Below are 23,321 nucleotides of genomic sequence, written 5' to 3' on the forward strand. Positions count from 1 at the left end.
CCGGGGTGCCGACGAACGCGGCGGTCACCCCTCCGGTCGGGACGGGTCGCGCGTGCTCATGGTGCGGGTCACCGCGTCCAGGAACCGCCGCACCACCTGCTGGTCGTGTTCGTCGAGCCCGCGACTGATCTCGTCGATCGCCCGGATCGTGGGGACCACGGCGCCGAGAGTGGCCCGGTGGGCCGACGGGGTCGTCATCACCGCGACACGGCGGCGGTCGCTGCTGCTGCGGACCCGCTCGACGTGCCCGGCCTGTTCCAGGCGGTCGATCAGCACGGTCACCGACGCGGAACGGATGCCCAGCGACGCCGCCAGCTCGGACGGTCCCATCGGACCGTGCTGCTCCAGCAGGGACAGCGCGGCCATGTCCGTGCCGTTGACCCCCAGTTCCCGCGACAGACGCGCCGAGAGCTCCCGCGACGCGTTGATCAGGTGACGCACCGCCACCGTCAGCTCCGTGAGCTCGGGCAGCTCCAGCTGGTCCGTCACGCCGTGATCACCCCTCGTCGACAGCCGGTCGACGAATGATACGACCGGGTCCGCGCTCCTCCCGCCGATGCGCTGTCGGCCTCCGGGGCGGCGCGGTCACCCCGGCGTCCGGCGTGATCCGCGGAGGGCACGGCCGAACGGCGCCCCGCCGGGCGGTCGGGAGCGGTTCGACGGCCCGGCGCGGCGAGCCGGGATCGGCCGTCGGACGCGGACTCAGCCGCGGATCTCCCGGCGGATCCAGTCGGCGATCACGTCGACGCGCGCGGTGGTCTCCTCCTCGGCGTGCGGGCACGCCGGGCCGTCGCTCTCCACGGACACGATCGTGGCGCGGCCGTGCGCGCCCGGCCGGACGTACGGAGCGCCGGAGTCGTACGGGCAGGCGCTGGTGTCGGGCCGCGGCCACACGCCGTGCACGCCCGCCGTGGTGTCGTCGACGCTGCTGACCTCGACCTCGCCGAAGTGCAGGATCTTCGAGGGGCCGGTGGTGGTCTCGGTGGCGCCCCAGCCGGCGAGCGTCAGCTCCTCGCCCGCGACCGGTGGCCGGCTCGGCAGCGCGACGGGCCGCACGCCGGTCACCGGGGTGGCCAGCTTCGCGATCGAGACGTCGTTGACCGGCGACTGCCGCACCTCGACGACCTCGACCCTCGTGCCCCGGCCGTCGTCCAGGTCGACCGTGCCGATCGTCGCGGTCACCGGGTAGGGCACGGGGCCGCTCACCGGGACGCCGTCGACGTCGCGGAAGCAGTGACCGGCGGTGACCACCCACCGCGGAGCGATCAGCGAGGCCGAGCAGGCGCTGCCGCGCGTCGTGCCGTCCGGGTTCGGGACGGCCGGTGCGGTTAGCTGCACGGCGTACGGGAACTGGCCCGCCGCCGCCGGGACGCCGTGGGCGACCGCCTCGGCGGTGCCGGCTCCGAGCGTCGTCGCGGTGGTCACCAGTGCAGCGCTCATCAGGGCAGCGCTCATCGGGCTCGCCGTCGTGGACCTGCGCACCGAGGCTCGTCCTTCCCCGGCGGGCGTTCGAGACCGGCCCGCCACCAGTGGGGACGGCGGCAGTGGTCCTCCGCGCGTCCGCCGGATCGGATCACGGCCAGTAGACCGACGCGCCGCGTCGTCCGTCAACACCGGAAGGGGTGAAGGGACGACCTCGTGCCCGAACGGCCGAACGGCCGGGACCTCGCGCGGTGCCGGGGAGAGGAGCGCCGGGCCGGGCGCCGCTTTCGCGCCTTTCCCGGGAAAGGCGGACGGAGACGTACGTCACGGACGTCCCTACTGCGGTCGGAGCAATCGGGCTGCCGATGTCACGAATGTGTCACCCCCCCCGCCCGAATGTTCACCATTTCGTTGTCCGCGCGACCGGCTCGCGGTTTCCGGACACGCGAAAGCCCCCGGCCCGCAGGGGGCCGGGGGCTCGTCGAGTCGGTCAGTGGTGGGCGTGAGCCCGCTTGCCGGTGACGAGACGGTAGACGCCGAGCACGATCAGGGCGCCGAGGATGGCCAGCAGCCAGGTGCTCAGGTCGAAGAAGGTGCCCAGGTCGGTGCCGAAGATGGCACGCCCGACGAAACCGCCGATCACGGCGCCGACGATGCCCAGGAGCATCGTGACGATGATGCCGCCGGGGTCCTTGCCGGGCATGACGGCCTTCGCGATGGCACCGGCGATGAGACCCAGGACAATCCAACCCAGAATGCCCATCAGGGCGCTCCCTCCTCTGTGTCGAACCTCTTTCGGTTCAACTCGTTTCCTGCTCGGTGGGGGGATGCCCAGGGCCACTCGTTTTTACACACCCAATTTTTCGAGCATTGTTCCGAGCGGCGCTCGCATCGGCGTTCCAGCAGGTGACGGGAGGGTTCTCCGCTGGCCGGGACAGCTCAGAAGGCGGTGTCCCGGAGCACGTGGTCGTCGAGCAGGTCGAGCAGCGCCGCGACGGCACGGCTCGGTCGGCGACCCGCGAGGGTGGCGGCGTGCAGCGTCCAGACCAGCGGGGAACCCGCCAGCGGACGGCTGACCAGCCCCCGCTCCTGCGACGCGGCGATCCTCGGGACGACCGCCACCCCCAGCCCCGCCCGCACGTGGCCGGGGACGGTGGTCAGGTCGGACACCTCCACGACCACCCGGCGCGGCGCGGCGAGCGCTTCGAACACCCGGTCCACGGCGAGCCGGTTGCCGAAGCCGCGCAGGGTGTCCACGAAGCGCTCCCCCACGAGGTCGGCCGGGTCGATCTCGGCCCTCTCGGCGAGCGGGTGCGACTCGGGCAGCAGCGCGACGAACGGGATGCGCACGACCGGCCGGACGTCGAGCCCGGCCAGCTCGGAGTCCGGCAGGCCGATCAGCGCCACGTCGAGCCGGCTGCGCCGCAGGTCCCGCGCGAGACCCGTCGACCCCTCCGGCGACGCCGTCACGTGCAGGTCCACAAGCGGGTGCCGCTGGTGGAACGCGCCGAGCAGTGCGGGCAGGTCGATGACGGCGATGCTGGTCAGCGACCCGATGCGGACGCTGCCGCGCAGCCCGGTCGTCGTCTCCTGCACGGCCGCACGGGCGCGGTCGAGCGTCTCCAGCACCGTCTTCGCCTCGGGCAGCAGCGCGGCGCCGGCCGGGGACAGCGCGACGCTGCGGGTGGAGCGCTCGAACAGCACGGCGCCGAGATCGGCCTCCAGGGCGCGGATCGCGGCGGACACCGTGGACTGCACGGCGAACACCCGCTGCGCGGCGCGGGTGAAGTTCAGCTCCTCGGCGACGGCGACGAAGTACTCCAGTTGTCGGATGTCCACGGGGGAATCATCGCCTGTCCCGATGACTGGTACCAGTGCTGTTCGTTGGACTCGATGGACCGGGCGGACGAGGGTGAAACCGTGAGCACATCGAGAAGCGGGATCGGGCACGGCGGCGGGTTCTGGGTCGTCGCGGCCGCGTTCCTCACGACCATGGCGTTCTCCACCCTCCCGACCCCGCTGTACGCGCTGTACCAGCAGCGCGACGGGTTCAGCACGGTCACGGTCACGGTCGTCTTCGCCGCCTACGCCGTCGGCGTGATGGCGAGCCTGTACCTCGCCGGGCACGTCAGCGACGGGCTCGGCCGCCGCCGGGTCGTGCTCGCGGCCGTCGCGCTGGAGCTGCTGTCGGCCGGGATCTTCCTGCTCTGGCCGGAGGTGCCGGGCCTCCTCGCCGCCCGGCTCGTCTCCGGGCTCGGCGTCGGCGCGATCACCGCGACCGCCACCGCGCACCTGGCCGAACTGCGCGGCGCGGCCCGCCCGCAGGAGCACCCCGGCCGGGCCGCGCTCGTCTCCACCGCCGTGAACACGGGCGGTCTCGCGCTCGGCCCGCTGGTCGCCGGCGCGCTGGCCGAGTGGGGCTCGTCGCCGCTGACCACGCCGTACGCGATCTTCGTCGTGCTGCTCGCGGTGAGCGCGGTCGCCGTGGCGCTCGTGCCGGAGACCGTGGACCGCGGTGCCGAGCGGTACGTCTACCGGCCGCAGCGGGTGTCGCTGCCGGGAGAGGCGCGCAGCACGTTCGCCGCCGCGGCGGCCGGGGCCGCGGCGGCGTTCGCGATCTTCGGCCTGTTCACCTCGCTCGCGCCCACGTTCCTCTCCGGCACCCTGCACGAGACCTCGCGGCTGCTCGCGGGGGCGGTGACGTTCGCCGTGTTCGCCGCCAGCGCGGTCAGCCAGATCGCGCTGGCCGGTCTCGCGGCCCGGACGCAGCTCCTGCTGGGCCTGGCACTGGTGTCGGCCGGACTGATCGGCGTCGGGACCGCCGTGCCGCTGTCGAGCCTCGCGCTGTTCGTCGCGGGCGGCACCGCCGCGGGCGCGGGCGGCGGGCTGGTGTTCCGCCGCTCGGTGGCCACGGCCAGCGCGCTCGCCGCGCCGGGGTCCCGCGGCGAGGTCCTGGCGGCGATCTTCCTCATCGCCTACGTCGGGCTGGCCCTGCCTGCGCTCGCGCTGGGCGCGGCTCTGACGGTCGCGCCGAGCACGCTCGTGCTGCCGGTGTTCGCGCTGGCGGTGCTGGTCGTGTCGCTGTGGTCCGGGGCGAGGATGCTCACCGCCCCGCCGGCGGAACGAACGCCGGTGGTCACCGCAGCGGCGCGCTGAGCCCCCGGTCACCGCGCCGGGGAGCCGGGCGGCACCCGCTCCGCGACGTCCGGGACGGTCCACCGATCACCGATCACCGATCACCGGTCGCCCGCTCGGCCCCCGGCCTGCTTGGCCCGCCTCCTGCGGTCGCGCTCCGCGGCTCCGCGCGACGCGGCCAGCGGACCGTGGACGGCCTCGCTGATGTCCCGGAGCTGCACCACCTGCTCGGGGGTGAGCCGGTCGAACAGGTGTCGCCGGACGGACTCCACGTGCCGGGGAGCCGTCGCGCGCAGCGTGCTGAGCCCGGCCTCGGTGAGCACGGCGAGCTGTCCGCGCTGGTCGGTGGAGCACGCGGTGCGCCGCACCCAGCCGCGCTCCTCCAGCCGGCTCACCGCGTGGGAGAGGCGGCTGCGGGAGGAGAAGATCCGCTCGGCGAGGTCGGTCATGCGCATCGACCCCTCCGGCGCCTCGGACAGCATCGCGAGGACGAGGTAGTAGGTGTGCGGGATGCCCGCGTCGCGCTGGAGGTCCTCGTCGAGCTGGTCGAACAGCAGCGCCATGGAACCCACGTGAGCCCGCCACGCCCGCTGCTCGTCGTCGTCGAGCCACCTGGTGTCCGCCATCCCGCCATGGTACGTCCTGCTTGAACGCTCAGGCAGTGTGCGCGCCTGCACCCCTGCCCGAACGGGCGGCGGCGGTGCCCCGCTGGGCCGTTCGCCCGCCGCCGCTCGGCGGGACGGACGCATCTCGATCGGCCTCTTGGTCACGACCGCCCGCACCTATACCCTCCGCTTCGAGCGACCGGGCCGACGGTCGCGGGGAGCGTTGATGACCAGGTCGTGGTGGGGTTGGGGACAGGCGGAGAACGCCGTGCCCGACGACCAGTGCGTGCAGCTCGCGTCGCTGCTGCCGGGCCTGCCCGAGCGCCCGGTCCCCGTGCCCGGCGCGTACCTGCCCCCGGTGCGGGTCGTGCCCCCCGACGCGCTGGCGCCGATCTGCACGAGCCTGCCGGGGGAGCGCGCCTCCCACACCTACGGCAAGGCGTACCGGGACGTCGTGCGCGCGCTGCGCGGCGACCTGCAGAACGCGCCGGACATCGTGGCCTACCCGCGCAGCGAGGCCGACGTCGTCGACGTGCTCGACTGGGCCGGGTACGCGAACGTCGCGGTGATCCCCTACGGCGGCGGCACGTCCGTCGTCGGCGGGGTCGAGCACCGCGGGGAGAACCCGTCGCTCTCGCTCGACCTGTCCAACCTGGACAACGTGCTCGACATCGACCCCATCAGCCGCTCGGCTCGCATCCAGGCGGGGGTGCTCGGCCCGGACCTGGAGGACCAGCTCCGGCCGCACGGCTACACGCTGCGGCACTTCCCGCAGAGCTTCGAGTTCTCCACGCTGGGCGGCTGGCTCGCGACCCGCTCCTCCGGTCACTACGCCACGATGCACACGCACATCGACGACTTCGTGGAGTCCATGCGGGTCGTCACGCCCATCGGCATCAACGAGTCGTGGCGGCTGCCGGGTTCCGGCGCGGGTCCGTCTCCCGACCGGTTGTTCCTCGGCTCGGAGGGCACGCTCGGCGTGATCACCGAGGCGTGGATGCGGGTGCAGGAGCGGCCGAACTACCGCGCGTCCACCGCGATCATGTTCCACTCCTTCCGCGACGGCGTGCGCGCCACGAGGGCGATCGTGCAGTCCGGCCTCACCCCGGCGAACCTGCGGCTGCTCGACGCGGGGGAGGCCCGGTTCAGCGGCACGGCCCAGAACGGCGAGACGGTGCTGGTGCTCGGGTTCGAGTCGGCGCACATCCCGGTGGAGGTGGAGCTGGCCGACGCGGTGGAGATCGCGCGCTCGCACGGCGGCCGGGAACAGGACCGCGACCGCGGCGACTCGGTCGAGCGGTGGCGCACCACGTTCCTGCGGATGCCGTACCTGCGCGACGCCCTGGCCAGGATGAGCGTGATCATCGAGACCTTCGAGACGGCGACGACCTGGGACCGGGTCGACGACCTCGTGGCGACGCTGCACGAGGAGCTGAACAAGGCGGTGCGCGAGGTGTGCGACTCCCCCGGCATCGTCAACTGCCGCTTCACCCACGTCTACCCCGACGGCGCGGCCCCCTACTTCACGGTGATCGCGCCCGGCAGGCGCGGCTCCGAGGTCGAGATGTGGGACGAGATCAAGGCCGCGGCCGCAGAGGTGCTGCACCGCCACCGGGCGACGATCACCCACCACCACGCCGTCGGCCGCGACCACATGCCCTGGTACGACGAGCAGCGTCCCGAGCCGTTCGCCGCCGCCCTCGTCGCGACCAAGCGGGCGCTCGACCCCTACGGCATCCTCAACCCCGGCGTCCTGCTCTGGGACTGACCACCCGAACGCCCCGCTCAGCAGCCCTTTTTGTCGGTGGTCGCCGATAAAATGGGCGAAGGACGCGAGCGCGGAGACGGGGGCAGCATGTCGGACCGGATCAACGTCACGGCGATGTCTTTCACGGAATACGTGATGAGCGGTCAGCGGGGCCGCATCACGATCGTCGGCGAGCAGCGCGGAATGTACCTCTCGGAAGATCGGCGGATGTGCGGCTTCTACAACCCGGTGCGCGGCGCGATGCGCCGGGCGGTCAACTCGCCGACGCCGGAGCGCGAGTTCGAGCGGGCGTTCGACGCCGTCGACCGCACCGGCCAGGCCAGGGCGTTCCAGGAGGTGGCGGACGGTTTCCTGCCCTGGTTGCAGCACACCGGGGCGACCGGGGTTCCGGTGGAGAAGGTGCACTGGTCGGCGGGTGATCTCACCCTGCGGGTGTCACCGCACCTCGGCCTGCGCCGTCCGGACGGATCTGTCGCGGCGGTTCTGGTGCACCTGAAGGAAGTACCGCTCACCCGTGAGGCGGCGACCATCGCGCTGCGCATTCTCCAGCGCACCCACCCGGAATTCACGCCGATGGTCCTCGACGCGCGCAGGGGCCGTTCTTTCGAGGTGTGGAAGCGCACGAACACCACGAAGCTCGACGCCCTCATCGCCGCCGAGGCGGCGGGCTACGTCGTGCACTGGCGGATGAGCGCCTGACGGCGCGGGGTGGCGGGCACGCGGTCCGCCACCCCGCGGTTAGGGAAGCCTCTCCTCACCGGGTTGCTGTTAGGTTAGCCTCGCTTGGCCGACAGTCGTCGTTCCTGGGAGGAGACCCATGCGGGTCGTCATGTTCGGTTATCAGACGTGGGGCCACCGCACGCTCCAGGCGCTGCTCGACTCCGAGCACGAGGTCGCGCTGGTGGTCACGCACCCGAAGAGCGACCACCCGTACGAGAAGATCTGGAGCGACTCCGTCGAGGACCTCGCCACCGAGCACGGCGTCGAGGTGCTGATCCGCAACCGCCCCGACGACGACGAGCTGCTCCAGCGGCTCCGGGAGGTCGACCCCGACGTCATCGTGGCGACCAACTGGCGCACGTGGATCCCGCCGACGATCTTCTCGCTGCCGAAGCACGGCACGCTGAACGTGCACGACTCCCTGCTGCCCGCCTACGCGGGCTTCTCGCCGCTGATCTGGGCCCTGATCAACGACGAGAAGGAGGTCGGCGTCACCGCGCACGTGATGGACGACACGCTCGACGCGGGAGACGTCGTGCTCCAGCGGTCCGTGCCGGTCGGCCCGCGCGACACGACCGCGGACCTGTTCCGCAAGACCGTGGAGCTGTTCGGGCCGATCACCGTGGACGGGCTGGCCGAGATCGCCTCGGGCCGCACCGACTTCACCAAGCAGGACCGGTCGAAGGCGAGCTTCTTCCACAAGCGCGCCGAGGAGGACCTGCGGATCGACTGGACGTGGTCGGCCGAGGAGCTCGACCGGCTCGTCCGCGCGCAGTGCCCGCCCTACCCCAGCGCCTTCGCGTTCCACCGCGGCGAGCGGCTGGAGATCGTCGAGGCCGAGGTCTCGCAGGCCCGCTACGGCGGCACGCCGGGCCGCGTGTTCTACCGCGAGGGCGACGCCGTGGTGATCGTCGCGGGCGCCGACGCGCGCCGCGGGCGCAACCGCGGGCTCGCCGTCCGGCGGGTCCGCACCGCGGACGGCACCGAACTGCCCGCCGCCGAGTACTTCACGCACATGGGCGGCTACCTCACCAGCCGTCCCTGACCACGCTGCGAAGGCCCCCGGTTGCGACGACCGGGGGTCTTCCGCACGTCCGGGGGACCCGGTGACCCGTCCGTGACCAGCATCGCTGATCATTGCCCCCTGGGCGGACCGACGAGTCGAGGAGACCAGCTGTGAAGTACGAGCGGATCGCGGCGTTCGCGAGTGCGGTCGCCGTCCTGTCGGCGGTGGTGTCCTGCTCCGAGCTGGGCGGCGCGCCGCCCAGCGGCTCCGCGCCCGCGCCGGGTGTTCCGGCCGGGGACGCGGTGGCCCAGCTCGCGGCGCTCCCCGTGGCCGCGGAGGGCAAGATGACCGGCTACAGCCGCGACCGGTTCCCGCACTGGAGCAGCCGGGGCGAGGGGTGCGACACCCGCGAGGTCGTGCTCCAGCAGCAGGGCCGCGACGTGGTGCGGGGCGAGGGCTGCAAGGCCACCTCCGGCGAGTGGACCAGCCCGTACGACGGGGTGGTCGTCACCGACGCCGGTGACGTCGACATCGACCACGTGGTGCCGCTGGCCGAGGCGTGGCGCTCGGGCGCGGCCGACTGGACCGACGAGCGGCGCGAGCAGTTCGCCAACGACCTCGACGGCCCGCAGCTCGTCGCGGCCACCGCCAAGTCCAACCGCACCAAGGGCGACCAGGACCCGGCGAAGTGGAAGCCGCCGGTCCAGGAGTACTGGTGCACCTACGCGGTGAACTGGGTGCAGGTGAAGTCCACCTACGGCCTGAGCGTCGACCAGGCCGAGAAGGACGCGCTCGCGGGCGTTCTGAAAGGCTGCTGACCGCTCCCCTCAGGGGCGCAGGGCGGTGAACTGGGCGGAGATGTCCTTGAAGGACGCCATCTGCCGCTGCCAGGCGATCGAACCGGGCCGGTCGGCCGGGGGCGGGCCGAGCGGGCTGACGGCGGAGCCGACGTTGTACTCCAGCCGGTAGGCCACCATCGCCGCGGCGGCGCGCAGCCAGTTCGTCGGGTCGGGCGTCGCGATCTCGCCGACGCCGACCCGGAACCACGTCGGCAGTTCCGCGCCGCGCCGCAGCGCCTCCTCCACGCGGACCCGCGCGATCTGCTGGACCTGCTCGCGCGCCTCGTCGCCGTCGTGCACGGCCTGGACGCGCCACATCTCGCCCGCGGCCTGCTCGTCGTCCTCCAGCAGCGACCGCGCCTCGGTCGCGCTGGACCGCAGCGCGCCCAGCCGCCACTCCACCTTGCCCAGCTGGGACTTGGTCTGCTCCCGGTCGAAGCGGCCCAGGCGGCGGCTGTCGAGCTTGCCCGCCAGGTCGACCCGCATCGCCTCCAGCCGGTCGAACTCGGCGACCAGCTCGCGCTTCTCCGTGCGCACCTCGTCGCCGAGCACCTCGTCCTCGGCGTCCCACGCGGTCCGCAGGGCGGCGATCACCGGCGCGACGACCTCGTCGACGGCGTCGAAGTCCGCCGGTTCACCCGCTCCGGCGCCGGAGAGCCTGCTCTCCAGCACGCGGAGTCTCCCGCTGACCCGGCCCAGCTCCGCGTTCAGCGCGGCGATGGCGCTGACGGCTTCGGCGACCACCGGCTCCAGTGCGTCGAGGCGTTCCTTCTCCGTGGGCACGGGACAAGAGAACCCACCGGAGATGATCAACGGGGAGTCGCGGGCCGAAGACCACGCGGACGGACGGACGACTCCCCCTGTCCGGGGCAACGTCACGCGACTCGCCGTCACCTCGCTCGCCCGTCCTGATGACGGAAGACGCGTGAAGTGCGGGTTCGCGGTGTACTCCTGAGCCATGACGACGTCGATGCGCGAGACAGAGCGGAAGTACGAGGCCCCGGCGGGCAGCGGGGTCCCGTCGCTGACCGGGCTGCCCGGTGTGACGGCGGTGGCCGGCCCGGAGGAGTTCGAACTGGAGGCCGTGTACCACGACACCGAGGACCTCAGGCTGGCCCGCGGTCACGTGACGCTGCGCAGGCGCAGCGGGGGCGAGGACGAGGGCTGGCACCTGAAGCTGCCGATCGGCGCGGACACCCGCGAGGAGGTCCGGCTGCCGCTGGACCGCGGATCGGAGCACCCGCCCGCGGAGCTGACCGATCTCGTGCGGGCGCACCTGAGGGGAGCGGCACCGGCTCCGGTGGCGCACCTGCTCACCACGCGGCACCGCTGGCAGCTCGTCGACGGCCGCGGTGAGCTGCTCGCCGAGGTCGTCGAGGACGTGGTGACCGGGCAGACGACCGGTGAGGGCGCCACGGTCGAGGCGTGGCGCGAGATCGAGGTCGAACTGGGCCCCGCCGGTGACCACCGGCTGCTCGACGCCGTGGAGGAGCGCCTCGCGGACTCCGGCATCGTCCGCTCGTCGTCGCCGTCGAAGCTGTCGCGGCTGCTGGCCGACCGGCTCGGCCCGGACGACCCGGCGCCGCGGATCACCCGCAGGTCCTCGGCCGGCGACGTGGCGCTGGCGTACCTGCGCGAGCAGGTGACCGCGCTGAAGCGGCACGATCCCGGGGTGCGCCGCGACGAGCACGACGCCGTGCACCAGATGCGCGTGGCGACCCGACGGCTGCGCAGCGCGCTCCAGACGTACGGGAAGGTCGTGGACCGGGAGCGCACGCGGGCGCTGACCGACGAGCTGAAGTGGCTCGCGGGCGTGCTGGGCGGGGCGCGGGACCTGGAGGTGATGCGCGACCGGTTCGAGCGCGCCGTCCGAGGACTGGCCCCGGAGCTGCTGCCCGGCCCGGTCTCCGCGCGCCTCACCCGGTACTTCGCGCCGCAGGAGGCCGCCGCGCGCGAGGCGGTGCTGACGGCACTCGACGGGGAGCGCCACGCCGCCCTGCTCGACGCGCTGGACGCGCTGCTCGCCGATCCGCCGCTGACCGACCTGGCCGCCGAGCGCGCCGCCGTCGTGCTGCCGAAGCTGGTCCGCCGCGCGCACCGGCAGCTGGCCGCCCGCGCGGACGAGGCGATCGGCGCCGAGCCCGGCGACGTCCGGGACACCGCGCTGCACGAGTCGCGCAAGGCCGCCAAGCGCGTGCGCTACGCGCTGGAGGTGGGCGCTCCGGTGCTGGACAAGCGGGCGAAGCGGTTCCGCAAGGGCATCAAGGAGCTCCAGACGGTCCTGGGCGAGCACCAGGACGGCGTCGTGGCGCGGCCGGTGCTGCTGGAGATCGCAACGCGGGCGCACGCCGACGGGGAGAACACGTTCGCGTTCGGTGTGCTGCACGGCCGGGAGAGCGCACTGGCCGAGCGGGCGGAGGCGGGGTTCGCCCGCGCCTGGCGGGAGGTTCGTACCGCCGGGGTGTGAATTGGTCTGGACCTTGACAGCCCTCCTGCCCGGCTGTAACGGTGAGGAGCCCGCCGCCGCACGCCGTCGTCCTGCCAGGAGGAGATGTCCGTGCCCTCGCAGCTGAGGTCCGCACCGCCGAGGTCGTCGTCACCCGCGGGGCGCAGTCGCGGGGCCGGGGTGCGCAGCGCCCTGGCCGCGGCCGTGCTCGTCGCCGCGACGGGGGTCGTCACGTCGGCCACCCCGGCCGCCGCAACTCCGGAGTCGTCGTTGCAGCAGATCGTCCCCGCCCCCGTCGAGGTGACGACGAGGCCGGGCACGGCCTTCGCCCTCACCGCCGCCACCGAGATCCGGACCCAGCCGGGTTCCGCCGAAGCGCGCCGGGTGGGCGAGTACCTCGCCGGTCTGCTGCGCCCGTCCACCGGCTACCGGCTCCCCGTCCAGCCGGCGCGCTCCCCGCGGGGCATCACGCTGCTGCTCACCGGCGCCGATCCGCGCGTCGGTGAGCAGGGCTACCAGCTCGACGTGACCCCGGCGGCCGTGGTGCTGCGGGCCAGGACGGCCGACGGGCTGTTCTCCGGCGTGCAGACGCTGCGCCAGCTCCTGCCCGCGAAGGTGGAGAGCCCCACCCGGCAGCGCGGACCGTGGACGGTTCCGGGCGGCAGCGTGCTGGACCACCCGCGCTTCGGCCACCGCGGCGCGATGCTCGACGTGGCGCGGCACTTCTTCTCCGTCGACGAGGTCAAGCGGTACGTCGACCAGATCGCCGCCTACAAGATCAACCGCCTGCACCTGCACCTGGCCGACGACCAGGGCTGGCGCATCGAGATCAAGAGCTGGCCGAACCTCGCCGTCCACGGCGGCAGCACCGAGGTCGGCGGCGGCCCCGGCGGCTACTACACGCAGGAGCAGTACCGGGAGCTGGTGGCGTACGCCGCCTCGCGGCACATCACGGTCGTCCCGGAGATCGACCTGCCGGGGCACACCAACGCCGCACTGTCCTCCTACCCCGAGCTGAACTGCGACGGGGTCGCGCCGCCGCTCTACACGGGCACCGAGGTGGGCTTCAGCTCGCTGTGCATCGGCAAGGAGATCACCTACACCTTCGTCGACGACGTGCTGCGCGAGCTGGCCGCCCTGACGCCCGGCGAGTACCTGCACATCGGCGGCGACGAGGCGCACGCGACGACCGAGCCGGACTACCTGACGTTCATGAACCGGGTGCTGCCGCTGGTGGCGAAGCACGGCAAGAAGGCCACGGGCTGGCACGAGTTCCTGAAGGCCGAGCCGGGCGCCGGCGCGGTGGCGCAGTACTGGGGCACCACCGGCGCGGCGCCCGAGCTGGCCGCGGCGGCCGCGCGGGGCACCACGATCGTGCTGTCGCCCGCGAACCGCGCGTACCTGGACATGAAGTACGACGAGAACACGGAGCTCGGGCTCTCCTGGGCCGGGTACGTCGAGGTGCGCGACGCCTACGACTGGAACCCCGGCGCGTACCTGGAGGGCGTGCCGGAGTCGGCGATCCGCGGCGTGGAGGCTCCGCTGTGGACCGAGACGCTGACGAACTCCGACGAGATCGAGCAGATGGCGTTCCCGCGACTGCTCGCCGTGGCCGAGCTCGGCTGGTCGCCCGCGAGCACGCACGACTGGACCGGCTTCGCCACGCGGCTCGCCGCGCAGGGGCCGCGCCTGGCGGCGAGGGGCGTCGACTACTACGCCTCGCCGCAGGTCCCCTGGCGGAACTGACGCGTCCGACGGCCGCCACCCGCGCGGTGGCGGCCGTCGCGCGTCGGGGGTCAGAGGAGGCCGGCGGCGTGCGGGGAGTGGCTGACCAGCAGGCTCTTCGTCTGCTGGTACTGACCGAGCGCCGTGCGCCGGTTCTCCCGGCCGAAGCCGGACTGCTCGTGGCCGCCGAACGCGGCGTGCCCCGGGTGGGCCTGGTAGTCGTTCACCCAGACCCGGCCGGCCTGGATCTCGCGCCCGGCGCGGTGGGCGGTGCGACCGTCGCGGGACCAGACGCCGGCTCCGACGAGGTGGGGCACGCCGTTGGCGGTCTTGATCGCGTCGGCGAAGTCCTCGAAGGTCGTCACGGTCAGCACCGGACCGAGGACCTCGTCCTGGAAGATCCCCGTCGCGGTGTCGCCCTCCAGGACCGTCGGCGCGACGTAGCACCCGCCGGAGAGCTCGCCGCCGAGGTCGGCGCGCTCACCGCCGGTCAGCAGGCGCGCGCCCTCCCGGCGGCCCGTCTCGACGTGGGCGAGGACCCGCGCCACCCGGTCGTGGTCCACCAGCGCGCCGATCGTCGTCGCGGTGTCGAGCGGGTGCCCCTGCACGACCGCCTCGACGCGCTCGACCACGGCGCCGAGGAACTCGGTCCGCGCGCCGCTCCGGACCAGCGCGCGCGACGGGCTCGTGGACATCTGGCCCTGGTTGAGGACGAACGTCGCGCACCCCTCCACCGCCTTGTCGAAGAAGGCGTCGCGGGCGGCGGTCACGTCGTCGAAGACCACGGAGACGCTCGTGCCGCCGAGTTCCAGCGTCACCGGGACGGCGTTCTCCCCCGCGTACTGGGCGACCAGCAGCCCGGCGGCCCTCTCGCCGGTGAAGGCGATCCGCGCGACGCGGCGGCTGGTGACGAGCGACCTGCCCGCCTCGGCGCCGAAGCCGTTGACGACGTTGAGCACGCCCGGCGGCAGCAGGTCGGCGAGGACGTCCACCAGCACGTGGACGGACGCCGGGGTCTGCTCGGCCGGCTTGAGCACGACCGCGTTGCCGGCCGCGAGCGCCGGTGCGAGCTTCCAGGCCGCCGCGAGCAGCGGGAAGTTCCACGGGACGAGCTGGCCGACGACGCCCAGCGGCTCCGGGAAGTGGTGGGCCACCAGCTCGTCGGCGATCCGGGAGAGGCCGCCCTCCTGGGCGCGGACCAGTCCGGCGAAGCAGCGGAAGTGGTCGACGGCCAGGGGCAGGTCGGCCCCGAGGGTCTCCCGGACCGGCTTGCCGTTGTCCCAGGACTCCGCGACGGCGAGGGCTTCGAGGTTGTCCTCGACGCGGTCGGCGATCTCGTCGAGGACCGTCGCGCGCTCGGCGGCGGACGTGCGGCCCCACGCCCGCGACGCGCCGTGCGCGGCGTCCAGCGCCCGGTCCACGTCCTCCGCGGTCCCCCGCGCGACCTCGGTGAACGTCTCACCGGTGACCGGCGTGGAGTTGGCGAAGTAGTGCCCCTTGGCCGGGGCCACGTACTCACCGCCGATGAAGTGGTCGTACCGCTCCCGGTACGCCACGACGCTGCCCGGCCGGCCGGGTGCCGCGTACCTCGTCATGTGCCGCCTCCCGCGTCGTCACCTCGGTGGGAGGACGGTAGGCGGGACAACGTTGCAGTCGCGTTGCACTCCCGGTGGAGCCGCGGCGGTTGCTCGGTCCGCAGGAGGGGATCATCCTTGGTCGCACGTGCGAGAGGGGTCGAACACCGGTGGTGACCGCGGCGGAGGCGGACTCGGCGGATCTGGCACGGACGCTGCGCCGACTGCACGAACGCGTTCTGAGCGGCGATCCGGGCCGCGCGCCGCGCTCGGTGATCTCGGAGTCGTGGCGGCGTTCGCTGGCCGCGCGCGTCGATCCGGACCGGCACGAGGCCCCCCTGGTCTACGGCAGGTCCGAGCTGGTCGAGGTGCGCCGGGCGCACCCGCTCGCGGCGGTCCTGCCGGTGCTGCGCGAGACGCTGGTCAGCGTCGCGGACGACGCGCAGCACCTCATGCTCGTGACCGACGCCGAGGGCAGCGTCCTGTGGTGCGAGGGCGCGTCGGCGGTGCGCAGCAGCGCCGAGCGGGTCCAGCTCGCCGAGGGCGCCGGGTGGAGCGAGGAGGCCATCGGCACCAACGCGATGGGCACCGCGCTCGCGGTGGGCAGGTCGGTGACCGTGCACTCCGCCGAGCACCTCGTGCGGACCTACCACGGCTGGACGTGCGCGGCGAGTCCCGTGCGCGACCCCGACACGGGGACGGTCCTGGGCGTGGTCGACGTCAGCGGCCCGCTGGCCACCGCGCACCCGACGATCGCGGCGCTGGTGTCCGCGGCGGCCCGGCTGGCCGAGGGGCAGCTCCAGGTCCGCGCCGCCGCGCGCGACGAGCAGCTGCGCTCGCGCAACATGCGGCACCTGCTGGGGCTGCGGGGCGAGCCGGGAGCACTGCTCAGCCCGACCGGCCGGGTGCTGGCCGCCGATCCGCACGGGGTGCTCGGCGCGCGGGTGGACCTGGAGGGCGCGACGGACCGGGTGCTGCTGGACGACGGTCGCGAGGCGCTGCTCGAACCGCTCGCCGAGGGCTACCTGCTGCGGATGCCGAAGTCGTGCGCGGCGCCGCGCACGCCGGTGCTGTCGCTGTCCTTCCTCGGCGGCTCCTCTCCGACGGCCGTGCTGAACGGCCGGGACGTGCCGCTGACGCTGCGGCACGCCGAGCTGCTCACGGCGCTGGTGCTGCGGCCCAGCGGCTTGACGGCCGAGCAGCTGGCGCTCCAGCTCTACGGCGAGCGCGGCAACCCCACGACCGTGCGCGCCGAGCTGCACCGGTTGCGCGCCCAGCTCGGCGCGGGGGTGCTGCACACCAGGCCGTACCGGTTGCAGGCCGACGTGCAGGCCGACTTCCTGACGGTGCGGCGTGCCCTGCGCCGCGGTGAGGCGCGCGCGGCGGCGACGGCGTACCGGGGCGCGCTGCTGCCGCGGTCGGAGGCGCCGGTCGTGCGGGCCGAGCGGGAGGACCTGGTGGGCGCGGTGCGCCGCGCGGTGCTGGCGCGGGCCGACGCGGAGGCGGTGTGGGCGTTCGCGCAGACCGACCAGTGCGCCGACGACGTGGAGGTCCTGGACCGGCTGGTGGAGCTGGTTCCCCGCGCGGACCCCCGGCACGGGATCGCGACGGCCAGGCTGCTGCGCGCGCTGGAGGACGACTGAGCCGTGCCGGTCGGGGCCACCGCCGCCGGGCTCGGCCGGGCGGCGGCGGTCCCGACCGCGGTTCGCGCGGTGCTGCCGGGCAGGGGTGCGGCGTCGCCGCGCGGTCCGCGCGGCGGTCTAGCGGACGTGCGTTCCGCGTGCTCTCACGGGCCTCTCCTCCGGTGCCGGGCGGCGGCCTCGTCCTCGCGGGAGAACGGTCTCCAGTCTGATAGGTCCAGACCTCTCGCACCAGGGCCGTAGTGGTGAGAGCGCGATCTAAGCTGACGGCATGGGGTACTTCTCACCGGGCGACGTCGTCCTGCGGCGCGAGGTCCTGCACGGCGAGCCGTGGGCGGTCCTGCCGACGAGGGTGATCGTCGACGAGCCGGGACTGCTCGCCGTGTTCGTGGTGCCGGACACGCCGCTCGGGCTGCCCGACCACCACTGGCCGCACGGCTGGCGGAGGTCGGGGGCGACGCGGTGGCGCGGTCACGGCAAGCTCCTGCTGCACCGGCCGGACGACGCCTACTCGGTGGACCTGTACTGGCGCGGCGAGGACCGGACGTTCCACGGCTGGTACCTGAACCTCCAGGACCCGTACCGGCGCACGCCGCTGGGCTTCGACACCCTCGACCACGAGCTGGACTACTGGATACCCGCGGACGGCAGTCCGTGGGAGGACCGGGACCGCGAGGAGTTCGAGGAGCAGGTGCTCCTGGGCAAGTACTCGCCGGAGCTGGCCGAGCGCGTCCGCCGGCAGGGCGAGGACATCGAGAAGATGATCGTCTCCGGCTCGACGTGGTGGGACCCGGCGTGGGCGGACTGGGCGCCGGACCCGGCCTGGGAGGTCCCGGCGCTGCCCGACGGCTGGGAGGACTACCCGCTGCCGTGAGGGTCCGTCCCGTCTCCCCCGAGGTCCTCGTCGCCGAGCTGGTCGAGCGCGTCGACGCGCTGCCGCGCACCGCCCGTGCGCGGGTGCTCCTCGACGGCGCCCCCGCGGCACGCCCCGGCGAGCTGGCCGACGCGCTCGTGGAACCGCTGCGCGCGCGGGGCAGGCCGGTGCGGCGGGTGTCCGCGCGGGACTTCCTGCGCCCCGCGTCGGTGCGGCTGGAGCACGGCCGCACCGATCCGGACTCCTACCGCGACGAGTGGCTCGACACCGGCGGTCTCCTGCGCGAGGTGCTGGAGCCGCTGGAACCCGGCGGCACGGGCCGCGTGCTGCCGTCGCTGTGGAACGCCGCAGCCGACCGGGCGAGCCGCGCCGAGTACGTGCGGCTGCCGGAGGGCGGCGTGCTGCTGCTCGACGGCGACCTGCTGCTCGGCCGGGGACTCCCGGCCGAGCTGACCGTGCACCTGCGGCTGTCCCCCGCGGCGCTGGAGCGCAAGACCGATCCCGAGCTGCGCTGGACGCTGCCCGCGTACGCGGGCTACGACCCGGAGCCGGACGTGCTGGTGCGCTACGACCACCCGGACCGGCCAGCCCTGGTGGTCTGAGGCGTCAGACGGCTTCGCACGGCACCGCGCCGAAGCGCCGCCACGCCAGGGCCACCAGCGCGGTCGTCACGCCGAACGCCAGCCAGATCGGCGCCGTGATGCCGAACTGCTTCGCGACGACGCCGCCGAGGAGCGCGCCGACGGCGTCGCCTCCGACGATCAGCAGCAGGAACGCGCTGTTGACCCGGCCGCGCAGCCGGTCGGGCACCACGCGGTGCCGCAACGGCGAGATGATCACGCTCCACACCGCGTCGTGCGCGCCGAACAGCACCAGCGTCGCCCCTGCTGCCCAGGGCGCGGTGACCAGCGCGAGCGACAGGTGCGTGCAGGTCTCCACGACCAGCCCGAACCGCAGGAGGACGGGTGCGCCGAAGCGGGCGATCAGGCGCGGCGCGACGAACGCGCCGGGAATCCCGCCGAGGGCCATCGCGGTGAGCAGGACGCCGTACCCGGCCTCGCCGAGGTCGAGCCGGTCCCGGGAGTAGAGCACGAACGTCGCCAGGACACCGCTGAGCGCGACGTTCATCAGGCACAGCACCAGTGCCAGCAGGCGCAGGAGTTCGTGGTTCCACAGCCAGCGCAGCCCCTCGGCGATCTCCGCGCGCAACCGGCCGCGCGGTTGCGTCCGCGGCTGCGCCGCCGGGACGCGCACGAAGAAGATCAGCAGCGCGGCGACCGCGAAGCTGGCCGCGTCGATCCCGTAGGGCAGCGCGGCGGCCACGACGAACAGCGCGGCCCCGAGCGGCGGCGCCGCGAGCCGGTTGCCGACGAGCTGCACGTACTGCAACCGGGCCAGCGCCCGCGGGAGCTGGTCGTCGGCGACCACGCCCGGCACCGTGCTGGAGGCCGCGTTGTCGGCCAGCGTCTCGCCCGTGCCGAGCAGGAACAGCGCCGCGTAGACCACCGGGACGGACGCGACGTCCGCCCACACCGCCACCGCGAGACCGCCCACCACGAGCGCGCGCAGCAGGTTCACCACGACCACGAGCAGCCGCCGGTCGAGCCGGTCGACGAGGGCGCCGCTGACGAGGGAGAACAGCAGCCACGGCAGCTGCTGCACGAACACCGCGCCTCCCACGAGCACCGGGTCGTCGGTGAGGGAGACCAGCAGCAGCGGTCCGGCGGCGAGGATCAGGCCGTCACCGGTGTTGGAGACCGCGTTGGCCGTCCACAGCTTGGCGAAGTCGGGACCGAGACGGGTGCGCGCGGCGGACGTGGACACCCGGCGAACCCATCGATCTCGTCCGGTGCCGCGAACCGGGTCTCCCGTCCCCGTACAGTGGTCGGCGTGGAGCACGGCGGTGTCGTCGGGGTGCGGTGGCGGTTGCTGCTCGCCCTGTTCCTGCCGGGCCTGTTCACCACGACCCTCGTGCACACGCCCGCCGAGGCGCTGGCCGCGGTGACCGCGCTCGCGGCGCTGACCGCCGCGCTCGTCGCGGTCCTGGTCGTGCGCAACCCGCCCGCCCGGCAGGCCGTCCCGGCGTGGAGCCTGTCGCTGCGCGAGCGCTCCGCCCGCACGGCGTTCCTGCGCCTGCGCGATCCCGACGCCGCAGGGCGTCCCCGTCCCCGAGCACCCGGACTCCGCGGCCCCGCCGCCTGAGTCCACCCTCCCGCTCGACCCGTGACGGAGTCCTGCCGTGCTCGCGTTCCTCGACGTGCCCGTGTCCGCTGTCCACGACCTCGTGTCCGGCCTCGCCGGACTGACCACCACCGCCGCCGCGATCGTGCTGTGCACGGCGCTCGTGCGGCTGCTGATGCACCCGCTCACCCGTGCCGCCGTGCGCGGCGAACGCGCCCGCGCCGCGCTCGCGCCGCAGATGGCGCGTCTGCGCGCCCGGCACGGCAAGGACCCGGCCCGGTTGCGGGAGGAGACGCTGGCGCTCCACCGGGACAACCGGACCTCGCTGTTCGCCGGTTTCCTGCCGCTGCTGGTCCAGGCTCCGTTCTTCACGCTGATGTACCGGCTGTTCTCCACCCCGGAGATCGCCGGTGAGCCCAACGCCCTGCTGCACGACACGCTGTGGGGCACGCCGCTGGGCGCGCACTGGTTCGGCGGCTTCGCGCCGGTGTTCCCGGTGCTGTTCGCCGGGCTCGCCGTCGTGGCGTGGCTGACCGTGCGATCGCAGACGGCCCGCACGCGCGAGAACGGCGGCGACGTGGACCTCCCGCTGGCGCGCGTGCTGCGCCTGCTGCCGTTCGGCACGGTCCTCGTCGCCGCCGTCCTGCCGCTCGCGGCGGGGATCTACCTGCTGACGAGCACTACGTGGACGTGGGCCGAGCGAGCGCTGCTGCACCGCGCAGCGGCGCGCTCGCCTCGTGCAGGTACTCCAGTACGTGGCCGTAGGAGCGGAGCAGGCCGCACTGGGCGTAGCTGATGGAGTTCTCCCGGCAGAACTCGTGCACCAGCACCTGCGCGCGCCGCAGGTTGGGACGCGGCATGCTCGGGAACAGGTGGTGCTCGATCTGGTAGTTCAGGCCGCCGAGCAGCAGGTCGGTGAACCAGTTCCCGTGCACGTTGCGGGAGGTGAGGACCTGCTTGCGCAGGAAGTCGAACTGGTGCTCGGCGGTCAGGACCGGCATCCCCTTGTGGTTGGGCGCGAACGAGCAGCCCATGTAGAGGCCGAACACGGCCTGGTGCACGACGACGAACAGCACGCCCCTGGCGGGCGACATCGTGAGGAGCACCAGGGCGGAGTACGCCGCGAAGTGCGCGAGGAGCAGTGCCAGTTCGAGCCGCCACGCCTTGACGTCGCGGCGCAGCACGGCGGCCACGCTGATCACGTGGAGGCTGAAGCCCTCCAGGAGCAGCAGGGGGAAGAAGAAGAACGCCTGGTGCTTGGCGATGAAGCGGAAGACGCCGCGCTTGGTGAGCGACTGCTCGGTGGTGAAGGCCAGGACGGAGATGTCGACGTCCGGGTCCTCGTCCTCGTGGTTGGGGTTGGCGTGGTGCCGGTTGTGCTTGCCCATCCACCAGCCGTAGCTGATGCCCACGAACAGGTTGCCGTGCAGGTAGCCGAGCACCTCGTTGCCGCGGCCTCCGGCGAAGATCTGCCGGTGGCCCGCGTCGTGCCCGAGGAAGGCGAGCTGGGTGAACACGACGCCCAGGGCGACCGCGGCGAGGAGCTGCCACCAGGAGTCGCCGAGCCACACCACCGCGGCGATCACCGCGACCAGTGCGAGCGCGTTGCCCGCGAGCCTGAATCCGTAGTAACCGGGCCGGCGGTCGAGGAGACCCGCCTGCTTGATGGTCTTGGAGAGTTCGGCGAAATCACTTCCGCGCCTGCCCGCCGCGTCGATCGTCAACTGCACGGTCCTTTCGAGGTTCCCCTAGCCCACAAGGGTACGGGGACCGCTCCGTGATCGGTGACGGCGAACACCCCCTCACCTCATGCGGAGCTGGAGCTGCGCGAACAGCCTGACCAGCGGATCGCCGAGGTCGATCCCGGCGACCTCGGCGGCCCGCCTGATGCGGTACCGCAGGGTGTTGGGGTGCACGTGCAGGCGTTCCGCGGCGGTGCGGACGTCGCCGAGGGCGTCGAGGTGGGCCAGCAGCGAGCGGGCCAGTTCACCGCCGTGCTCGGCGTCGTGCGCGACCAGCGCGTCCAGCCGCGGATCGCGCACCCGCGGGTGCTCCGCGAGCAGCGCGAGGGTCTCCCCCACCAGGACCCTGGAGCGCACGTCGGCGAGCGTGGCCACCCGCACCCCGGAGTCGTGCCCCAGGGCGTCGAGGACGCGGTCGGCCTCCTGCCGGGAGAGCAGCGCCTCGTCGAGCGTCGCGACGGTGCGTCCGACGGCGGCCCGCACGTCCGTGCCGAGGTGCCGCACTGCCGCGGCGACGACCTCGCGGGTCAGGCCGAGCACGGCCGGCCCGGCTCCCGCACCCAGGTCGGGCAGCAGCACGTAGACGCGGTCGCCGACGGCGGTGACGAGCGCGCCGCGCCGGTACGCGGCGGCGTGCACGGAGATCAGGCCGGTCACCTCGGCCCGGCGCAGCTCGATCTCGGTGCGGTCGCCCGCGCCGCCGTGCAGCGCGAAGACGACGACGGCGGCGGGCTTCGCGGGGTCGGCGCCGATCTGCCCGGCCACCGACCGCGCGTCGACCCGGCCGTCGAGCAGCCCGGCCAGCAGGTTCTCCCGGAACCGCAGGCTCGCCCCGGCCTCGTTGCGCTGCTGGATCAGGTGCAGGGCGGTGATGCGCGCGGCGCCGATCAGCGCGCGCTCGGCCTGCTCGGCCAGCGGCGCGGCCCCCTCCTGCACCCAGATCGAGCCGAGCGGCTGGGACCCGGCGTGCACGCCGACCGCGAGCCTGCGCCGGATGCCCAGTTCCGGCCGCTCGTCGATCCGCACGACCTCCTCGCCGGAGCGCAACCGCTGGTAGACGCCCCACTCGCGGAGCAGGACCAGGAACGGCTCAGGCCCCTGCCGCCCGAGGATCGAGAGCCTGCGCAGCTCGTCGACCTCGTCGGTGGAGCGGGAGTAGGCCAGCACGCGGCTCGCCGTGTCCTCGATGCTGACGACGCCGCCGGTCAGCGTGGCGATCGTCTGGGCCAGCGCGAACAGGTCGCCGAGCACCTCCCCGGCGTCCGCCGTGAGCCGCGCGCTGCTCACCACCTGCCGGGCCAGCGCCTCCAGGTGCTCCCAGCGGACCTCGGGGCGCACGGCGAGCAGCGCCACCCCCGCGTCGACGGCGGCCTGGCGCAGCAGCGGCGCGGAGGAGCGGTCGTCGCCCTTCACCGCCACGGCCGCCGCGCCGCGGCTCCCCGCCGCGCGGATCAGCGGCAGGGCCGCTCGACCGCGCGCGCCGATGACCAGCACCAGGTCACCCGGCCGGACGTCGGGGGCGTCGTCCGGGTCCAGGATCACGACGTCGCGCACGTCCGGGTCCAGCCCGTGCGGCGCGACCTGCACCTCGACCAGTGGATCACCGAGGGCGATCAGCACCTGCTGGAGACTCATCCTCATCCA

The 23,321-nt window shown here is 73.8% G+C and carries 22 protein-coding genes; 12 read left to right on the top strand and 10 right to left on the bottom strand.

Annotation, left to right across the window (positions count from 1 at the left end; all coding sequences use genetic code 11):
• Nucleotides 1-24: 24 nt before the first annotated feature.
• From IMZ35_RS18795 to IMZ35_RS18810, 4 genes are all read right to left on the bottom strand, one after another.
• Nucleotides 25-489, bottom strand: a complete 465-nt coding sequence (locus IMZ35_RS18795) for a MarR family winged helix-turn-helix transcriptional regulator (RefSeq protein WP_199442423.1) — start codon at nt 487-489, stop codon at nt 25-27.
• Nucleotides 490-702: 213 nt separating this feature from the next.
• Complete coding sequence (locus IMZ35_RS18800) at nt 703-1,440, bottom strand: S1 family peptidase (protein WP_229372524.1); 738 nt, start codon at nt 1,438-1,440, stop codon at nt 703-705.
• Between the two features lie 472 nt (nt 1,441-1,912).
• Nucleotides 1,913-2,185, bottom strand: coding sequence for a GlsB/YeaQ/YmgE family stress response membrane protein (locus IMZ35_RS18805; protein ID WP_199442424.1), 273 nt, complete (start codon nt 2,183-2,185; stop codon nt 1,913-1,915).
• A gap of 176 nt (nt 2,186-2,361) precedes the next feature.
• Entirely contained in the window at nt 2,362-3,261 is a 900-nt protein-coding gene (locus IMZ35_RS18810; RefSeq protein WP_199442425.1) for a LysR family transcriptional regulator, read from the bottom strand.
• Nucleotides 3,262-3,342: 81 nt separating this feature from the next.
• On the opposite strand from IMZ35_RS18810, the gene IMZ35_RS18815 reads away from it, so the two are divergent.
• Nucleotides 3,343-4,578, top strand: a complete 1,236-nt coding sequence (locus IMZ35_RS18815) for an MFS transporter (RefSeq protein ID WP_307868365.1) — start codon at nt 3,343-3,345, stop codon at nt 4,576-4,578.
• Nucleotides 4,579-4,658: 80 nt separating this feature from the next.
• On the opposite strand, the gene IMZ35_RS18820 is transcribed toward IMZ35_RS18815, so the two are convergent.
• Nucleotides 4,659-5,183 carry a MarR family winged helix-turn-helix transcriptional regulator gene (locus IMZ35_RS18820; protein ID WP_199442427.1) on the bottom strand — a complete coding sequence of 175 codons (525 nt, stop codon included), beginning with the start codon at nt 5,181-5,183 and terminating at the stop codon, nt 4,659-4,661.
• A gap of 205 nt (nt 5,184-5,388) precedes the next feature.
• Here IMZ35_RS18820 and IMZ35_RS18825 point away from each other — a divergent pair, with 205 nt between their 5' ends.
• The 4 genes from IMZ35_RS18825 (at nt 5,389) to IMZ35_RS18840 (ending at nt 9,474) form a co-directional block, all read left to right on the top strand.
• Complete coding sequence (locus tag IMZ35_RS18825) at nt 5,389-6,930, top strand: FAD-binding oxidoreductase (protein WP_199442428.1); 1,542 nt, start codon at nt 5,389-5,391, stop codon at nt 6,928-6,930.
• A gap of 114 nt (nt 6,931-7,044) precedes the next feature.
• On the top strand, nt 7,045-7,629 hold the full coding sequence (locus IMZ35_RS18830; RefSeq protein WP_229372526.1) for a hypothetical protein: 585 nt from the start codon (nt 7,045-7,047) through the stop codon (nt 7,627-7,629).
• A 118-nt stretch (nt 7,630-7,747) separates the two neighbouring features.
• Complete coding sequence (locus IMZ35_RS18835; RefSeq protein WP_199442430.1) at nt 7,748-8,695, top strand: methionyl-tRNA formyltransferase; 948 nt, start codon at nt 7,748-7,750, stop codon at nt 8,693-8,695.
• Between the two features lie 131 nt (nt 8,696-8,826).
• Nucleotides 8,827-9,474 carry an HNH endonuclease family protein gene (locus tag IMZ35_RS18840; RefSeq protein WP_307868366.1) on the top strand — a complete coding sequence of 216 codons (648 nt, stop codon included), beginning with the start codon at nt 8,827-8,829 and terminating at the stop codon, nt 9,472-9,474.
• Nucleotides 9,475-9,483: 9 nt separating this feature from the next.
• Here the strand turns inward: IMZ35_RS18840 and IMZ35_RS18845 are convergent, their stop codons facing one another.
• The gene (locus IMZ35_RS18845; protein WP_199442431.1) at nt 9,484-10,278 is read right to left on the bottom strand and encodes a hypothetical protein; all 795 of its coding nucleotides are present in this window, start codon (nt 10,276-10,278) and stop codon (nt 9,484-9,486) included.
• Nucleotides 10,279-10,453: 175 nt separating this feature from the next.
• Here IMZ35_RS18845 and IMZ35_RS18850 point away from each other — a divergent pair, with 175 nt between their 5' ends.
• Together IMZ35_RS18850 and IMZ35_RS18855 are read left to right on the top strand one after the other, a co-directional pair.
• Nucleotides 10,454-11,962 (top strand): CYTH and CHAD domain-containing protein, encoded by a 1,509-nt coding sequence (locus IMZ35_RS18850; RefSeq protein ID WP_199442432.1) that lies wholly within the window; start codon nt 10,454-10,456, stop codon nt 11,960-11,962.
• Nucleotides 11,963-12,121: 159 nt separating this feature from the next.
• Complete coding sequence (locus IMZ35_RS18855; RefSeq protein ID WP_307868430.1) at nt 12,122-13,687, top strand: beta-N-acetylhexosaminidase; 1,566 nt, start codon at nt 12,122-12,124, stop codon at nt 13,685-13,687.
• A gap of 50 nt (nt 13,688-13,737) precedes the next feature.
• Here the strand turns inward: IMZ35_RS18855 and IMZ35_RS18860 are convergent, their stop codons facing one another.
• Nucleotides 13,738-15,261, bottom strand: coding sequence for an aldehyde dehydrogenase family protein (locus IMZ35_RS18860; RefSeq protein WP_199442434.1), 1,524 nt, complete (start codon nt 15,259-15,261; stop codon nt 13,738-13,740).
• A 152-nt stretch (nt 15,262-15,413) separates the two neighbouring features.
• Here IMZ35_RS18860 and IMZ35_RS18865 point away from each other — a divergent pair, with 152 nt between their 5' ends.
• The 3 genes from IMZ35_RS18865 to IMZ35_RS18875 all read left to right on the top strand — a co-directional run bounded on the left by IMZ35_RS18865 (nt 15,414) and on the right by IMZ35_RS18875 (nt 18,356).
• A complete protein-coding gene (locus tag IMZ35_RS18865) occupies nt 15,414-16,883 on the top strand; it encodes a GAF domain-containing protein (protein WP_307868368.1) in 1,470 nt (489 codons plus the stop codon).
• Between the two features lie 268 nt (nt 16,884-17,151).
• Nucleotides 17,152-17,754 (top strand): ribonuclease FAU-1 family protein, encoded by a 603-nt coding sequence (locus IMZ35_RS18870; RefSeq protein WP_199442436.1) that lies wholly within the window; start codon nt 17,152-17,154, stop codon nt 17,752-17,754.
• On the top strand, nt 17,751-18,356 hold the full coding sequence (locus IMZ35_RS18875; protein WP_199442437.1) for a nucleoside/nucleotide kinase family protein: 606 nt from the start codon (nt 17,751-17,753) through the stop codon (nt 18,354-18,356). Before IMZ35_RS18870 ends, IMZ35_RS18875 begins: the two co-directional genes overlap by 4 nt.
• A 4-nt stretch (nt 18,357-18,360) precedes the next feature.
• Here the strand turns inward: IMZ35_RS18875 and IMZ35_RS18880 are convergent, their stop codons facing one another.
• The gene (locus IMZ35_RS18880; RefSeq protein ID WP_199442438.1) at nt 18,361-19,578 is read right to left on the bottom strand and encodes an MFS transporter; all 1,218 of its coding nucleotides are present in this window, start codon (nt 19,576-19,578) and stop codon (nt 18,361-18,363) included.
• Between the two features lie 66 nt (nt 19,579-19,644).
• On the opposite strand from IMZ35_RS18880, the gene IMZ35_RS18885 reads away from it, so the two are divergent.
• Together IMZ35_RS18885 and IMZ35_RS18890 are read left to right on the top strand one after the other, a co-directional pair.
• Complete coding sequence (locus tag IMZ35_RS18885) at nt 19,645-19,956, top strand: DUF6412 domain-containing protein (RefSeq protein ID WP_199442439.1); 312 nt, start codon at nt 19,645-19,647, stop codon at nt 19,954-19,956.
• A 37-nt stretch (nt 19,957-19,993) separates the two neighbouring features.
• Nucleotides 19,994-20,731 carry a YidC/Oxa1 family membrane protein insertase gene (locus IMZ35_RS18890; protein WP_199442440.1) on the top strand — a complete coding sequence of 246 codons (738 nt, stop codon included), beginning with the start codon at nt 19,994-19,996 and terminating at the stop codon, nt 20,729-20,731.
• Here the strand turns inward: IMZ35_RS18890 and IMZ35_RS18895 are convergent.
• Nucleotides 20,616-21,659: a fatty acid desaturase family protein gene (locus tag IMZ35_RS18895; protein WP_229372528.1), complete on the bottom strand. Its 1,044-nt coding sequence runs from the start codon at nt 21,657-21,659 to the stop codon at nt 20,616-20,618. The genes IMZ35_RS18890 and IMZ35_RS18895 overlap by 116 nt on opposite strands.
• A gap of 78 nt (nt 21,660-21,737) precedes the next feature.
• Nucleotides 21,738-23,312, bottom strand: coding sequence for a PucR family transcriptional regulator (locus IMZ35_RS18900; protein ID WP_199442442.1), 1,575 nt, complete (start codon nt 23,310-23,312; stop codon nt 21,738-21,740).
• Nucleotides 23,313-23,321 lie beyond the last annotated feature (9 nt).

The sequence above is a fragment of the Umezawaea beigongshangensis genome (assembly GCF_016464305.1).
Classification (GTDB): Bacteria; Actinomycetota; Actinomycetes; order Mycobacteriales; family Pseudonocardiaceae; genus Umezawaea_A; species Umezawaea_A beigongshangensis.

What these genes read in the sequence shown, in the direction of transcription:
- IMZ35_RS18825 (WP_199442428.1), top strand. Translation starts at nt 5,389, where the DNA reads ATGACCAGGTCGTGGTGGGGTTGGGGACAGGCGGAGAACGCCGTGCCC.
- IMZ35_RS18805 (WP_199442424.1), bottom strand. Translation starts at nt 2,185, where the DNA reads ATGGGCATTCTGGGTTGGATTGTCCTGGGTCTCATCGCCGGTGCCATC.
- IMZ35_RS18900 (WP_199442442.1), bottom strand. Translation starts at nt 23,312, where the DNA reads ATGAGTCTCCAGCAGGTGCTGATCGCCCTCGGTGATCCACTGGTCGAG.
- IMZ35_RS18830 (WP_229372526.1), top strand. Translation starts at nt 7,045, where the DNA reads ATGTCTTTCACGGAATACGTGATGAGCGGTCAGCGGGGCCGCATCACG.
- IMZ35_RS18835 (WP_199442430.1), top strand. Translation starts at nt 7,748, where the DNA reads ATGCGGGTCGTCATGTTCGGTTATCAGACGTGGGGCCACCGCACGCTC.
- IMZ35_RS18800 (WP_229372524.1), bottom strand. Translation starts at nt 1,440, where the DNA reads ATGAGCGCTGCACTGGTGACCACCGCGACGACGCTCGGAGCCGGCACC.
- IMZ35_RS18850 (WP_199442432.1), top strand. Translation starts at nt 10,454, where the DNA reads ATGACGACGTCGATGCGCGAGACAGAGCGGAAGTACGAGGCCCCGGCG.
- IMZ35_RS18860 (WP_199442434.1), bottom strand. Translation starts at nt 15,261, where the DNA reads ATGACGAGGTACGCGGCACCCGGCCGGCCGGGCAGCGTCGTGGCGTAC.
- IMZ35_RS18870 (WP_199442436.1), top strand. Translation starts at nt 17,152, where the DNA reads ATGGGGTACTTCTCACCGGGCGACGTCGTCCTGCGGCGCGAGGTCCTG.
- IMZ35_RS18820 (WP_199442427.1), bottom strand. Translation starts at nt 5,183, where the DNA reads ATGGCGGACACCAGGTGGCTCGACGACGACGAGCAGCGGGCGTGGCGG.